Genomic DNA, 14272 nt, shown 5'->3' on the forward strand with positions numbered 1-14272 from the left:
CAGGAGGCGACCGCCACGCCAACCTATACAGCACCGATCGATACCGACATGGACGCCCCGGCCCTCGGCGGCGCCTATCCTCAGTCGATCGTGGCGATGGCTTCGTACCGATAGATGACCTGCGAGCCAGGTGGCCACCGCTTGGATGATGGCGGACGTTCAAAGGCAGGCTCTAACCACGGCCTGATCTCGCCGTCGAGCTAAGAGCCCGTGCGGGTTGGTGGGCTTCAGCGGCGACGTTGGGGGCGGGTGTCCCAGCGATGGGTGGTCCACGCACGACGGATCAGGCTACGGATGGTAATGATGGTGTCCGCCAGATCGAAGAGGGCTTCGACGACGATCGCGCGGCGTTCGTAGCAACGGGCGAGCCGGCCGAAGGCCGTTGTGCCAGGCGTTGGTCCGCTCGATATGCCAACGTCCGGTGGCCTGCACCGGCGCCTTCTCGCCCTTGTGGGCGATGACACCGTTCATGTCGCGTTCGCCGAGCAGCGCGCGGGTCTTACCAGAGTCATACCCGGCGTCCAGATGGACGATGATGGTCTCGGGCAGCGGGCCCAGATCCTCCAGCTTGTCCAGAGTCGGGCCCAGCAGTGGGGAGTCGTTGCGGTTGGCCGGGGCAAGCACCCGACCCAGCGGGATGCCGTACCCCTCGACCAACAGCGATCGTTTCATCCCCTGCTTGCGGCGATCCACCGGAGACGGCCCGGCCAGTTCGCCGCCACCGGGCGCCTTGGCGATGCAGCCGTCCACGGCAACGTCGTTCAGCAGCAGACCGACGATCCGGTCGTAGGCGTCCAGGGCGAGTTTCCTGAGCCGGGCGAATACCCCGGCGTTGATCCATTCGTCGCGGCGGTTGCGGATCGTGGTGGCCGAACAGGTCGAATCAGCGATGGCCTCATAGGAGCAGCCGAAGCGCAGAACCTGCAGCAGCTTGTCGAAGACGATCCGGTCGCTGATCCGGGGCCGGTGGCAGCCCAGCGGGTGGGCTGGATCGTAGACCGACCGCACCGGTAGCAGTGCCGAGAATTGGTCCCACAGCGGTTCGGTAAGCCATGATGGCAAAGCAGGCACAGGTCTCCTCGATGATCACAGAGCGTCGCAACTCCATGATCTCCAGGCCCTGTGCCTGTTCCAATCCCAGGGTGCCCCACCCGCACCTATCTGCGTGGGCTCTAAGCACGACCCGTCGGCGGCCTTCGAGGCGGACAGTATCTCGATGCCACGGCTCAGATGCCTGCGCAGCGCTTCCCGTAGCACTGGTCCGTCGCGACGCGTCGCGGCACTGAGGAGCTGATCGTGTTCGTACTGGGCGTCGCCAGGGTTGAAGTTGGCGAACAGCAGTCGAAGATGGCGTTCTGAGGCGACCCATAGTGTCTGGAGGATCCGTAGATCCCACTCTGAAGCGGCCGGCAGGACGAGTGCACGGTGGAATCGACCATGGACATCGAGGTCGCCCTCGGTGTCGTCGGACCCGAGATGGTCGAACAGGTCGCGGATGGTGCTGAGATCCTCGTCGGTGTAGAGCGGAGCGGACCGCTCGGCCAAGTCTCCTTCGATGAGGATCCGCAGCCGGTAGATGTCGCGAAGGTCCTGGATGTCGATCATCGCGACCATGGCTTTGCGCTGCGAGCGGAGTGAGACCAATCCTTCGTTCGCGAGCACGCGGAGCGCTTCCCGGACCGGGATGTGGCTGACGCCCATGTCCGCTGCCAGCTGAGTGGCGATGATCTCCTGGCCCGGCGCCAAGGCGCCGTGAACGATGGCTCGCCGTAGTTCGCTAAGGACCAGGTCCACCGCGCTGGCGCGCTTGACCGGTCGCGGACCGCCTCCGGTGGCACCAAGCCCCATGGATGCCGGGTTCACAGATGAACTCCCCTAAAGATCTTGGAACTTCATCGTAACACAGCTTGAATACGCTAGAAACTATAGCTTATCTTCTAGCCGTGACTCCTGAGAGTGACTTCGGGGAGGCCTGCGGCGTTGAGCGGACAAGCTCCGTGACAGATGTCCACACGCATCTCGTTACGTCGCCCTACCTCGACTACCTGCGACTTCACGGCGATCATCCGGCTGCGGCAGCGTCCCTGCCTTGGCTGGAGAACACCGAATTCGACTCCGATGCGTTGCTGTATGCGATGGATGCTGCGGGTGTCGACGTTTCCTGGGTCAGCTATCCGCCCCCCGGTGTGATCGAAGAACGTGAGGAACTGGCGCTGCGTCGTGCGCGGGAACTCAACGAGCGTCTCGCGCTCGCGACCACGAGACATTCCGACCGGCTCAGGCCGGTGTCACTGCTGCCGATGCCACATACGGAGGCGTGCCAGGAGGTGCTCGCCGGAATGCGGGACGACGCCGTAGCGGCCGTCGTTCATCTGCACGCGGCCAACCCCCCGCTTGACGCCGTCGAGGTCCGGCCGTTGCTGCGGGACCTGGCCGACCGTAGAACCCCTCTCATCGTGCATCCAGGAGTCGAGCCGCTTGGACCGCTGTTCGAGGGGTGGGGGCTAGGGTCCGCGTTGTCAGCGCCGGTCATCACAACTGCCACCGCCGTACGACTGATCGTCTCCGGTGCGCTGGATGAGGTTCCTCACCTGGAATTGATCCTCTGCCACCTCGGCGGAGTGCTGCCCCTGGTCTTGCAGCGGCTGGAGGACCAGGCCGTGTCCGAGGCCGCCCACGGCATTCGCCACTACCTGCGGCGACAGGTGCGTTTCGACAGCGTCGCCTTTGACGGTCACGCCCTCCGCTGCGCCGCCGCCGTCTTCGGCGTCGACCGCATCGTCCTCGGATCCGACACCCCTTTTCGCGGTCCCCAGCAACGAGCCGTCGAAGCCGTCCAGTCGGCATTCGGGCCGAACAGCCAGGACGTCTTGGCCCGCAACCTATACGCCGCGCCCACCGCCGCGGCAGATCACACCGAAGGAGCCCGACGATGAATCCTCCCTCGCGGACGGTGGCGAACCGGTGGTCGGCCCCTGACGCGCGCGTCGGTCAGATCGTCGACCCGGCCACCGGGCAGCCGCTGCGGACCGTGGCGGAATCCGACCCTGCCACTGTCGATGCCGCCGTCCGATCGGCGGATGCGGCATTGCGGTCCTGGCGTCATCGGCCCCCGCAGGAACGATCACGTCTTCTGCTTGAGGTGGCCGTGGCGATCCGCGAGGCGGCGGACGAGATCGCCGCGCTCGAATCGGAGGAGGTCGGTAAGCCATTCACCCAGGCCCGCCAGTTCGACCTGGAGATGTGCATCTCTTCGTTCGAATACTTCGCAGGCCTGCTGGCCGACCCGCCCGCACGGGCCCGGCACGACGGATCGATCATCTCCCTCACTACGCTTGACCCGTACGGCGTGGTCGCGGGGGTACTGCCGTTCAACTGGCCGCCGATCCACACAGCGGCCAAGACCGCACCGGCGCTGGCTGCGGGGAACGCCGTGGTGCTCAAACCCCCAGAGCAGGCTCCGTCTGCCGTGCTGCGGCTCGTCGAAATCATTAGCGGGCGGCTTCCCGACGACGTGGTGCACGCCGTCTGTGGTGGTCCCGGGGTCGGCTCCTCTCTGGTGGGGCATCCGCTGGTCCGGAAGGTCAGCTTCACCGGGTCCCCTGAGGGCGGGCGTGCGGTCGCGCGCGACGCTGCGGCCAACCTCACGCCCGCGCTGCTGGAACTCGGTGGAAAGAACGCCCTTATCGTGCTCGCGGACGCCGACCTGGACGCGGCGGTGGCAGGCGCCGTGGAAGGCTCCTTCTTCAATCAGGGGGAGGCCTGCACTGCTGCATCCCGCCTCGTCGTCGATCGCCGGATCCACGACGAGTTCGTGGAGCGGCTGGCGCGGGCGGTACGCCGTCTGATCGTTGGGCACCCCTCCTGCCCGGACGTCCATGTCGGGCCCCTGGTGAGCGCGCGACAGCAGCAGCGTGTCCTCGCTTACCTGGCGATCGCGCAGAGCGAGGGAGCGAAGGTCGCCGCCCAGGCGCCGCTCCCCGACGATCCGGCGCTCACGGCCGGGTTCTGGGTTCCACCGACCTTGCTGACCGGGGTCACCCCCGACATGCGTGTCGCTCAGGAGGAGATCTTCGGACCGGTGGCGTGCGTCATTCCCTTCGATTCAGCGGAAGAGGCCGTCGAGATTGCCAACGGCACGCCGTTCGCTCTTGTCGCGAGCGTCTATGGTCAAGATTCGGCAGAGACGTGGCGCGTCGCGCAGAACCTTGACGCGGGCATCGTCTTCATTAACAACTACCACCGGTCGATCCTCGGGACGCCGTTCGGTGGCAACCGCGAGTCCGGCTACGGCCGCGAGCACTCGCCGGAGACGCTGCTGGCTTTCGGGCGTAGTAAGAGCTATCGCTTCCCGAGTGGCCTGATGCCTGTTCCGCGCTGGTTCGCCGTCGACGATGTGACGGGCGGGGACAAGTGATGGCTGCTCCCCCGGCGCTGTCATTGAGCCACTGCACCGTCGCGTTCTCCGGCGTCAAGGCCTTGGACGACTTGACCGTCGAAATCCCGGCTGGCGGCGTGACCGCCGTCATCGGGCCCAACGGCGCAGGCAAGAGTTCGCTGCTGAATCTCGTCTGCCACTTGGTCACGGGGACCGGTACGGTGCGGCTGTCCGGCATTGACGTCACAGCGCTGCCTGCGCCCCGGCGCGCCCAGGCTGGTGTCGCCCGTACCTTCCAGACCCCGATCCTGTGCGACGACCTCGACATCGTCGACAATGTGTTGCTCGGGGCACCGTCGGGGGCCATGGCCCGCCGGCAGGCCTATACAGAGGCGAAGGCTCTGCTGGACCGGCTGGGTGTCGTCGCGCGGCATGGCATGAAGGTCGCGGTCCTCCCGCACGGTGAGCGCCGGTTGGTGGAGATCGCCCGTGCCCTGCTGCGCGGCGCGCGCGTGCTGCTGCTCGACGAGCCCGCGGCAGGGCTGGGGCACGCACGCGCCAACCGGCTCATGGAGGCGGTCGTCTCCGAAACCGAACGGACCGAAACGACGGTCGTTCTCGTCGAGCACGACATGGAGCTCGTGTCGGCCTGGGCCAGACACGTCATCGTGCTGGCTGAGGGCCGGCTGCTCGCCGAGGGAACGCCCGCCCATATCCGATCTCACCCCGAGGTGATCGACGCCTATCTGGGGAGCGCCCGATGAGCGCGGAGCTGCGACTGACCGGCGTGCGTGCCTGGTATGGCGGGGTACAAGCGCTTTGGGACGTGGACTTGCACATCCCGCCCGGGACCGTGGTGACGCTGCTGGGACCTAACGGCGCAGGCAAGACCACTCTCCTGCGCGCGATCAGCGGGACCGTGCGTCGCAAGGGCTCGATCCTGCTGGACGGCGAGCGGATCGACACTGCGCCCACCCATGTCATCGCCCGTGCCGGCGTCGGTGCCGTGCCGCAGGATCGAGGCACCATCCCGGGTCTCACCGTCGCCGAGAATCTGCGTGTCGGAGCGGTCGCTGCAGGCCGCCGGCGGTCAGGTGACGCGTTCGACCAGGTGATGGCGTTGTTTCCGGACTTGTCTGGGATGCTCGACCGGCCCGCTCAGCTGCTGTCGGGCGGCCAGCAGCAGATGCTCGCCATCGGACGTGCGCTTATGGGCCGGCCCCGTGTGCTGCTGCTTGACGAACCCAGCCAGGGACTCGCGCCGGTCGTCGTGGATGCGATCTTTACTGCGCTGGGGACCCTCGCCCAGAGCGGCCTCGGCCTGCTCATCGCCGAGCAGAACACCAAGGGCGGCTTCGCCCTCGCCCACGAGGTGATGGTCCTGGGCTCGGGCAGGGTCCGTATCCGCGGTACCGCTGCGGAACTGGCCGGCTCCCCCGAGATCCACAGCGCCTACCTCGGCGGTACCAGCGGAGATTCATCGTGAGCACACTGCTGCAGACCCTCGTGACCGGCGCGGTGTCGGGGCTGGTCATCGGCGGGCTCGCCCTCGCCCTGGCCGTGGTGTACCAGGGATCCGGCATTCTCAATTTCGCGCAGGGCCAGTTCGCCACTGTGTCCGCCTACATCAGCTGGCAGCTGATCAGCTGGGGTCTGCCGTTCTGGGCGGCGCTCCTCATCAGCGCGGCGGCGTCGTTCGTCCTCGGCGCGGCTGTTCAGCAGATCTTCATCCGACCGGTCCAGCGCTCTGACGAGCTGTCGATTCTGATCGTCACCGTAGGCCTGTTGCTGATCGCCGACTCGCTCGTCGGTTCCATCTGGGGGTTCCTGCCCAAGAGCATCGGCGGTCCGTTCGGCGACGCTGCCTATCGGCTCGGCGGCGCCGTCGTCACCGCGCAGATGCTCGCGCAGGTCACTGTGCTGGTCGTCGCGGTCGCAGCGGTGTCGCTGCTGTTCGGCCGGACCTCGATCGGGCTGCGGATGCGCGCCGCGGCGGCCGCCCCCGAGAGCGCCCAACTGTCCGGGATCGATCTCTCGCGCACGCTGGCCCTCGGCTGGGGTGTCGCGGCGGCCGTCGGTGCGGTGGCGGGTACGGTCAGCGCTCCGGTGACCGGGCTTTCTCCCGACGTCAACAGCTCCACTCTGCTGCTGGCGTTCGCTGCTGCAGCGTTCGGCGGCTTCCACAGCCGCGCGGGTGCGGTGGCCGGCGGAGTACTCGTGGGCGTAGCGACGGCCCTCGCCGGCGGATACCTGCCCGGGGTCGGCAACGACCTGCGTCTGCTGGTCCCCCTCGTCCTCATCGTTCTGGTGCTCCTCATCGCCCCCGACGGCGTCTTCGCGCGACGCAGAGCGGTGCGTGTCTGATGTCCGCGAATGTCACACCCCCCGTCGCGAACGGTGTCCGGTCGTCCGGCGGCCGCGATCCGTGGAGAGCGGGCCCTTTCGGTCTCCTACGCAGAGCCGTCGCGTGGACGGTGGGCGGCGTCGCGGCGGTCGCGCTCCCGCTGTTTCTCAGCGACTTCGAAACCTTCGAGTTCGGCCGGGTCGCCTGCGTTGCGATCGTCCTGCTCGCGCTCAACGTGCTCACCGGCCACGCCGGGCAGATCTCCGTCGGGCACGGCGCCCTCATGGGCGTCGGCGCCTACTCCACCGCGATCCTCGTCCAACGTGCCGGCCTGCCGTACTGGGCGGCGATCCCCGCAGCGGCCCTCCTCTGCGCGATGCTCGGGGTCGCCGTGGGCCTGCCGGCGCTGCGGATCCGCGGTATGTATCTGGGACTGGTCACCCTCTCCCTAGCCATCGGTCTCACCCCTCTGCTCAAGCGATTCAGCGGCCTGACCGGCGGTCCGCTCGGGATCACCCCGCGCCCACCCGTCCTGCTGGCCCCCGGGCTCACTCCCAGCCAGTCGACCTACCTTGTGTCGGCGTTGGTGCTGGTCGCCCTGCTGGTGGTCTACGGCTGGGTTCGCCGGTCCTTCCTCGGCCGCAGGTTCGCCGCCGTGCGGGCGAGCGAGGCCATGGCTGCTACCTGCGGCATCGGGATCGCCTCGGCCAAGACCCTGGCGTTTGCGGCGAGTTCGGCGATGGCCGGCGTCGCGGGCGGCCTCTACCTCACCGTCGTCGGGACGATCACGCCGGACAGCTTCACCGTCACCCTCTCGGTGACGCTGCTGGTCGCCGCGGTCGTCGGCGGCCTGCGGTCAGGCGCCGGCCCGATCGCAGGAGCGCTGTTCTTCGTCTTCGTTCCCCATGTGACCGCCGGCATGGGCGGCCAGGCGCCGCAGATCACCTACGCCCTCGTGCTGCTGGCCGCCATCTACTTCTTCCGTGACGGTCTCGCCGCCCTACCGGGACGGCTTCTGCCACAAAACCGCTCCCATCCCTCCGAGCACATCGAGGAGCACTGATGAGACCAATCCTTACGACCGCCTCCCGGACTCTTGCCCTGACCAGTGCCGTTCTGATGGTCGCCACCGCCTGCGGTGGTTCGGCCACAACTGCCAGCGGAAAGGGCATCTCAAAAGGTGAGATCCTGCTGGGTGGCACCTTTCCGATGACCGGTCCGCTGGCCTCCTACGGCGCGCTGGCCAAGGGTCTGAACGCCTACTTCCAGAAGATCAACACCGACGGTGGCATCGCCGGTCGAAAGCTCCGGCTGATCACCCTCGACGATGCCTACGATCCGTCGCGGGCCGCCGCCAACGTGCGGGAATTGGTCCAGCAGAAGAAGGTCTTCGCCGTCATCGATTTCGGCGGCGCTCCCGTCGTCGCGCGTGACTACCTGCAGCAGGTGAAGGTCCCACAGTTCAGCTTCGCGGGACTGACCGCGCTCAGCGATGTCCGTGCCTACTCCTTCACGCGCAGTTGGTGGCCCGACCTGGGGCAGGAGAGCCGCATCGTCGCCCGCTACGTGGCCGCACACCAGGCGCAGGCGAGCAAGGCCCATATCGGCACAATCACGATCAACAACGACGCTGGCCACGACTACCAGACCGGGATCAAGGCGTCCGCCACCGCCGGCGTCACGGCCCTGGGCACCGCCGTCACCTATGAGCCGACCGACACCGATGTCTCATCGCAGGTCAACTCCGTGCGGGGCCAGGACGCGCTGGCCACCCTGGTCACGGGCGCCGCCGAGATCTCCATGATCAAATATGTGGCACAGACCGGCTGGACCAAACCGCTGTTCCTCTATTCCGGCGCAAGCTCGATCGCCTCGTTCCTCAAACCGGCTGGATCGGCCGCAAAGGGCGTTTATTCGGCACTATGGCTCAAAGACCCCGCCGACCCCCAGTGGGCAGCTGATCCGGGGCTGCGTACCTACCGATCCACCATCGCCAGCTACGGCGGCGCCGCCCGCTCCGACGACATCATCGTCGCGAACGGCTACGGCCTCGGTGAGGCGTTCGTGGCAGCGCTCAGGTCCGCCAGGCAACTGACACCGGCCGGGCTGCTCAACGCCTGGGACAACCTGCCACCCACCACGCTCGACGTCCTGCAGCCCGGCATCACCATCAAGGGCGATCCCAAGACCGGCCGCCCAGTGCACTCCTTCCAGATCGCCCGTTTCGATGGAGCCAGTTGGAAGCCCCAGGGGAACACCGTCGAGGCCGGCTCCGGGGCGGGGTCGTGAAGCCCGCCGACGCCACCAGCGCGGCCGCTCAGGCCCGAATCGAACGCGGCACGCAGCAGATGCGGACACTCGGGCTGACCAACACCCCCGACCTGATCGTACGGCTGCACCGGGAACACCCAGCGCTGGCCGACCAAATCGTCGCGTTCATCTTTGGCGACCTCTACTCGCGCACGGCGCTCACCGCATCGCAGCGCCAACTCGTCACGCTGGGCTGCCTCACCGCACTGGGCGACACCGGCAGGCAGCTCCAGGCCCATGCCGACCTCGCTCTGTCGGTCGGCCTCACGTCTGACGAGATCCGGGAGGCCATCCTCCACGCCGGGGCCTATGCCGGATTCCCCCGGGCCATCTCGGCGAGCCTGGCCGTGACCTCCGTCCTGGACCGGCCTCGCACCTCAAACCGGCGGGGAGAACCACAATGAGGATCGGCAGCGCGCTGCGCCGGGCATCGGCAGTGTTCCCCCATCGGGTGGCCACGACCTTCGCTGCTCGGACTCGCACATGGGAGGAGTTCGGCGACCGCGTCGCGCGGCTCGGATCCGCCCTGTGCGGACTCGGCGTTGAACCAGGGGATCGGATAGCGATCCTGGCCTACAACAGCGACCGCTATCTGGAGGCGATGTACGCCGCTCCGTGGATCGGGTCGATCATCGTACCGATCAACACCCGGCTCGCCGCGCCCGAGATCCTGCACTGGCTAACCGATTCCGGGGCCCGGACCTGGCTCGTCGGGCCCGAATTCATCGACCTCGCGGAGACGCTGAGACTCGAGCTTCCCCAGGTGCGCGACCTCATCGCCTTGGAGGCTCCGATGCCGGAGGGGTGGTCGTCGTACGAGGGACTCATCACCGGGGCCGCCCCGATCCCCGAATCTGAGGGACCCGACACCGCTCCGGCGGCGATCTTCTACACGGGCGGGACCACCGGCCGGTCGAAGGGTGTCACGCTGAGCCACCGCAACCTGCTGGCGGGGGCGTTGCAGACCCTGGCTCATGTCCACTGGGATCACACCGCCAACTACCTCCACGCCGCGCCTATGTTCCATATGGCCGACGGCCTGGGCACGTACGCGGCGCTGCTGGCCGCGGCCCGGCAGACCATCGTCGACCGGTTCACGCCCGCCGGCGTGCTCGACGCGATCGAACATCATCAGGTCACCTGCACCGTGGTGGTCCCGACGATGATCGACCTGCTGGTCAGCGATCCGTCGGCCATCGGCCGCGACCTGTCGAGCTTCACCTCGCTGGTGTACGGCGGCTCACCGATGCCCGAGGCGGTGATGGGCCGGGCGCTCAAGGTCCTGCCTCAGACCGGTTTGTTCCAGCTGTACGGCCAGTCCGAGGCGAGCCCCACCCTGACCGTCCTCGGGCCCGAGCACCATTCCTTCGACGGTCCCACCGCCGGCCGCACGCGCTCGGCAGGACGTGCGACCATCGGCTGCGAGATCGCGATCGCTGCCCCAGACGACAGCCACCTGCCGCCCGGCGAGGTCGGGGAGATCATCGCCCGAGGCGACAACGTCATGCTCGGATACTGGAACCAACCGGAGGTGACGGCCCACACACTGCGCAGCGGCTGGCTGCACACCGGGGACGCCGGCTACCTCGATAAAGACGGATTCCTGTTCGTCGTCGACCGAGTCAAAGACATGATCGTCACCGGTGGCGAGAACGTCTACTCCGCCGAGGTCGAGAACGCACTCATGGCCAACCCGGCCATCGCCCAGGCCGCAGTGATCGGCATCCCCGCACCCCCCTGGGGCGAACAGGTACACGCCGTAGTCCACCTGCACGCGGACTCCTCGGCGACGGCCAAAGAGATCATCGACCACTGCCGAAGCCTCATCGCCGGCTACAAGTGCCCCAAGAGCGTGGAGATCCACCCCGAGCCGCTGCCGCAGAGCGGCGCCGGCAAATACCTCAAGACCGTCCTGCGCGCACCGTACTGGCGCGACGCCGAGCGCAACATCAACTGATCCCAATCCCCCAGTCCCCCGATCCCTTGATCCCCCGATCCCCCAAGGGAGGACTCCACGCATGGACATCACGCAACGCAACCTTGTGACCGCGCGTCGTTGGCTGCTCGACGTCTTCAACAATCACGATCTCGACGCCGTCCCCCAGATCATCTCTCCCGATTACGTCAACGTCGGCACGACCGACCGCAAGGGCCACGAGGCGGGCGCCGACGTCATCCGCCAGGCGGACTCCTGGTCACCCGACCGGAAGATCGAGGTCAAATACGCCATCGCTCAGAACGACCTCGTGATGGCACTGTTCCGCCTCTCCGGCACGCACACCGGACCATTCCAGGGAGTCGAGCCCTCCGGTCGCGCCTACTCCGTCTGGTTGTCGGACATCTTCCGCTTCGACCAGGCTGGCCTGATGACCGAAGGCTGGGTGATCGGCAAAGGCGATCTGCGCGCCGCGCTGGCCGTACTCGGCGATCGGGTGGGCCGATGAGAGCACATGAGGTCGCCGTCGTCACCGGATTTCGCACGCCTTTCGCCAGAGCGGAGGGCGCCTACGCCCACGTACACCCTGCGGACCTGCTGGGAACGGTGCTGAGAGCCGTCGTCACCGGCATCGACGCCCGCCAGGTGGACCAGGTGCTGATCGGATGCACCCAGCAGGGCGGAGACCAGTCCTACAACATCGGCCGCAACGGCTGGCTTGCCGCCGGGCTGCCCGTCGAGGTGCCCGCGACCACGATCGACACGGTCTGCGGATCCTCCCAGCAGACCGTCAACCTGGCTGCCGCGCTAGTCGCCTCCGGTCAGGCCGACATCGTGGTCGCGGGCGGCGTCGAGTCACTGTCCCGGACCCCCATGTTCTCGACGTGGGGGGATGGCGATCCCTTCTCGCCCCACCAACGGCAGTTGTACGACATGCCCCATCAAGGCGTCGCGGCCGAACGCATGGCCCGCAAGTACGGCGTCAGCAGGAAGCAATCGGATGAGATCGGATGGCGCAGCCACCTGCGTGCGGCGGCCGCGTGGGACCAGGGCCGCTTCGACGGGGAGATCATTTATGTCGAACGCGATGGCGAACCCCCGCTGTTTCGCGACAACGGCGTCCGTGCTGACGCCGACCTCGATCGTATGTCGAGGCTGCGGCCCGTCTACGACGCCGACGGCATCGTTACGGCCGGTTCGGCGAGCCAGATCTCCGACGGTGCCGCCGCGGTATTGATCGCCTCCAACCATGCCTGCGAGCGGCTCGGCCTACGGCCCCTGGCATGGATCCGCGGTAGCGTCACCGTCGGCGTCGATCCCGACCTGATGCTCGAGGGACCCATCGTGGCCACCGAACGCCTCCTCGACCGCTCCGGCCTGACGCCCGACGACATCGACCGCTTCGAACTGCATGAGGCGTACGCGACCGTCATCGGTGCCTGGCTGAACACGATCCAGGCCGATCCCGAACGCGTCAACCCCGATGGCGGTGCCATCGCCATCGGCCATCCCTTCGGGGCCTCCGGCGCCCGCCAAATGATCAGGCTCGCACGGCACCTCGGCGGTGGGACCGCCTACGGCCTTCAGGCGATGTGCTGCGGCGGCGGAATCGGTACCGGGACCCTCCTTCAGGGAGCCGGACGATGACTGACCGCATCACTCCGCACACCGCCACGATGGCCGCGATGGTCGTGCCGGAGGCCGGAGCCGTGCCCGTCCCGGCCCGGTTGCCGGTGCCTACACCCGGCCCCGACGAGGTCACCGTCGATGTCGTCGCCTGCGGTGCCGGTCTCACGCTGGAGATGAGTCGCGCTGGCGCCCTCGGAGGCGGATTCCCCCGTGTCCTCGGCCACGAGTTCAGCGGCCACGTACGCGAGGTCGGCGACAGTGTCACCGAATGGCGTCCCGGCGACCGAGTCACCGGCAGTTTCTACCTGACCTGCGGTGGATGCCGGTTCTGCCGCGCAGGCCGTGAGACCCTCTGCACCGAATTCGGCGGCTACCTCGGCGCCGCCATCGACGGTGCGTTCGCCGAGGTCGTCCGGCTTCCGGCCCGAAACCTCGTAGCGGTACCCAGCACGGTGAACCTAGCCAGCGCGGGCATCGTCGCCGACGCCATCGCCACCCCATTGCACGTGGTGAACCAGCGGCTCCGGGTATCTGGTGGCGACTGGATCACGGTCATCGGAGCCGGCGGCGGACTGGGCGTCCATACCGCTGCCGTCGCACGTGCCGTCGGCGCCCGTGTTTTGGCCGTCGAGACCCACCCCGCCAAACGCCAGGCTCTCAAAGACTCAGGACTGGCCGACCTCATCGTCGACGGTTTCGACCCCGGCTGGCCGGACAGCTGCGGAAAGCTCTGCGGAGGCCAGGTCAGCGCCGTCATCGACTGCGTCGGCACTACCAGAACGCTCGCGGCCGCGACCCGCGTGCTGAGCCCCGGAGGCACCCTTGTCGTTCTCGGCGTACGCGGAACCGACGGACTCGCCATTCCCGCCCTCGATCTCATTCTGCGGGAGCTGACCGTCACCGGCACACGGTACGCCACACGCAACGAGATAGCCCAAGCCCTTGAAATGGTCGGGGCAGGCCAGGTCGCACCGGTGATCGGAGCGCGATTCACCCTCGACGACCTGCCAAAAGCCTTCGACCTGATCCAGTCGGGAGAGGGGTTCGGACGCATCATCATCGACGTCGCTCCAGCCGGAGAGCCCGAGCAGTGAGGGATCCGGCCTCCTGAGTCAGGAGGTACTGCCGGACCATCTCCCGCGTCCACAACGCGAAATCGCCCTGCAACTGCCGCGGATCATTCCCCACGATCAACGCGTACAGCCGGGCGATCTGCCGGCCGTCCAGCTTGGAAGGCCGCCCCGGCACCGATTTGGCCTTGAGCGCCTCCATACCGCCCTCCCGGTACTTCGCCAGCCACCCGAAGCGCCGATAGGTCTCGATATCGCCGCAGGATCCCCACGACACGGCCCACGAGAGGTTATTCTGAGCTCCAAATATGCCGCGCCATGTCGAATTTCGAGGGCATCGACGAGATCGAGCACACCACTGACGGAAATTCGTGTCGTATATCACATACCACAGATACGATGGTTTCACCGCGACTTAGCGTCCTGGCGATGACGCAGCATCGCTATTGAAACACCACCGAGAAGCGATACGAGTCCGAGCCCACACAAGGCCGCTGTACTGGACACCTCGGTGGTCACCAGCGCCCCCAGGGCAGGGCAGGCAAGATACGAAAGTACGGTGAGCCGCGAGTCGATAGCAATGCCGGTTTGCCGTTGCCCTTCCG

The 14272-nt window shown here is 67.3% G+C and carries 14 protein-coding genes and 1 pseudogene; 12 read left to right on the forward strand and 3 right to left on the reverse strand.

Annotation, left to right across the window (positions count from 1 at the left end; all coding sequences use genetic code 11):
* Window positions 1-227: 227 nt before the first annotated feature.
* Window positions 228-1071: pseudogene (locus ACYVF7_RS32350) on the reverse strand (IS5 family transposase).
* Between the two features lie 15 nt (window positions 1072-1086).
* The gene (locus ACYVF7_RS32355) at window positions 1087-1863 is read right to left on the reverse strand and encodes a GntR family transcriptional regulator (RefSeq protein WP_460348165.1); all 777 of its coding nucleotides are present in this window, start codon (window positions 1861-1863) and stop codon (window positions 1087-1089) included.
* Between the two features lie 134 nt (window positions 1864-1997).
* On the opposite strand from ACYVF7_RS32355, the gene ACYVF7_RS32360 reads away from it, so the two are divergent.
* The 12 genes from ACYVF7_RS32360 (at window position 1998) to ACYVF7_RS32415 (ending at window position 13691) form a co-directional block, all read left to right on the forward strand.
* Window positions 1998-2936 carry an amidohydrolase family protein gene (locus tag ACYVF7_RS32360; RefSeq protein ID WP_460348168.1) on the forward strand — a complete coding sequence of 313 codons (939 nt, stop codon included), beginning with the start codon at window positions 1998-2000 and terminating at the stop codon, window positions 2934-2936.
* Window positions 2933-4417 carry an aldehyde dehydrogenase family protein gene (locus ACYVF7_RS32365; protein ID WP_460348171.1) on the forward strand — a complete coding sequence of 495 codons (1485 nt, stop codon included), beginning with the start codon at window positions 2933-2935 and terminating at the stop codon, window positions 4415-4417. The genes ACYVF7_RS32360 and ACYVF7_RS32365 overlap by 4 nt, the downstream gene beginning before the upstream one ends.
* The gene (locus ACYVF7_RS32370) at window positions 4417-5142 is read left to right on the forward strand and encodes an ABC transporter ATP-binding protein (protein ID WP_460348173.1); all 726 of its coding nucleotides are present in this window, start codon (window positions 4417-4419) and stop codon (window positions 5140-5142) included. The genes ACYVF7_RS32365 and ACYVF7_RS32370 overlap by 1 nt, the downstream gene beginning before the upstream one ends.
* On the forward strand, window positions 5139-5864 hold the full coding sequence (locus tag ACYVF7_RS32375) for an ABC transporter ATP-binding protein (RefSeq protein WP_460348176.1): 726 nt from the start codon (window positions 5139-5141) through the stop codon (window positions 5862-5864). Before ACYVF7_RS32370 ends, ACYVF7_RS32375 begins: the two co-directional genes overlap by 4 nt.
* Entirely contained in the window at window positions 5861-6742 is an 882-nt protein-coding gene (locus tag ACYVF7_RS32380; RefSeq protein WP_460348179.1) for a branched-chain amino acid ABC transporter permease, read from the forward strand. Before ACYVF7_RS32375 ends, ACYVF7_RS32380 begins: the two co-directional genes overlap by 4 nt.
* Before the next feature lie 110 nt (window positions 6743-6852).
* On the forward strand, window positions 6853-7785 hold the full coding sequence (locus tag ACYVF7_RS32385; RefSeq protein ID WP_460348182.1) for a branched-chain amino acid ABC transporter permease: 933 nt from the start codon (window positions 6853-6855) through the stop codon (window positions 7783-7785).
* A gap of 56 nt (window positions 7786-7841) precedes the next feature.
* On the forward strand, window positions 7842-9011 hold the full coding sequence (locus ACYVF7_RS32390) for an ABC transporter substrate-binding protein (protein WP_460348185.1): 1170 nt from the start codon (window positions 7842-7844) through the stop codon (window positions 9009-9011).
* Window positions 9008-9436 carry a carboxymuconolactone decarboxylase family protein gene (locus tag ACYVF7_RS32395; RefSeq protein ID WP_460348188.1) on the forward strand — a complete coding sequence of 143 codons (429 nt, stop codon included), beginning with the start codon at window positions 9008-9010 and terminating at the stop codon, window positions 9434-9436. Before ACYVF7_RS32390 ends, ACYVF7_RS32395 begins: the two co-directional genes overlap by 4 nt.
* Entirely contained in the window at window positions 9433-10989 is a 1557-nt protein-coding gene (locus ACYVF7_RS32400; RefSeq protein ID WP_460348190.1) for a long-chain-fatty-acid--CoA ligase, read from the forward strand. The genes ACYVF7_RS32395 and ACYVF7_RS32400 overlap by 4 nt, the downstream gene beginning before the upstream one ends.
* A 61-nt stretch (window positions 10990-11050) precedes the next feature.
* Complete coding sequence (locus tag ACYVF7_RS32405) at window positions 11051-11476, forward strand: ester cyclase (protein ID WP_460348192.1); 426 nt, start codon at window positions 11051-11053, stop codon at window positions 11474-11476.
* The gene (locus ACYVF7_RS32410) at window positions 11473-12615 is read left to right on the forward strand and encodes a thiolase family protein (RefSeq protein WP_460348195.1); all 1143 of its coding nucleotides are present in this window, start codon (window positions 11473-11475) and stop codon (window positions 12613-12615) included. Before ACYVF7_RS32405 ends, ACYVF7_RS32410 begins: the two co-directional genes overlap by 4 nt.
* On the forward strand, window positions 12612-13691 hold the full coding sequence (locus tag ACYVF7_RS32415; protein ID WP_460348198.1) for an alcohol dehydrogenase catalytic domain-containing protein: 1080 nt from the start codon (window positions 12612-12614) through the stop codon (window positions 13689-13691). Before ACYVF7_RS32410 ends, ACYVF7_RS32415 begins: the two co-directional genes overlap by 4 nt.
* Here ACYVF7_RS32415 and ACYVF7_RS32420 read toward each other — a convergent pair.
* Window positions 13654-13944 carry a helix-turn-helix domain-containing protein gene (locus tag ACYVF7_RS32420; protein ID WP_460348200.1) on the reverse strand — a complete coding sequence of 97 codons (291 nt, stop codon included), beginning with the start codon at window positions 13942-13944 and terminating at the stop codon, window positions 13654-13656. The two genes, ACYVF7_RS32415 and ACYVF7_RS32420, sit on opposite strands and share 38 nt — an antisense overlap.
* Between the last annotated feature and the right edge of the window lie 328 nt (window positions 13945-14272).

The sequence above is a fragment of the Actinoallomurus acanthiterrae genome (assembly GCF_054775715.1).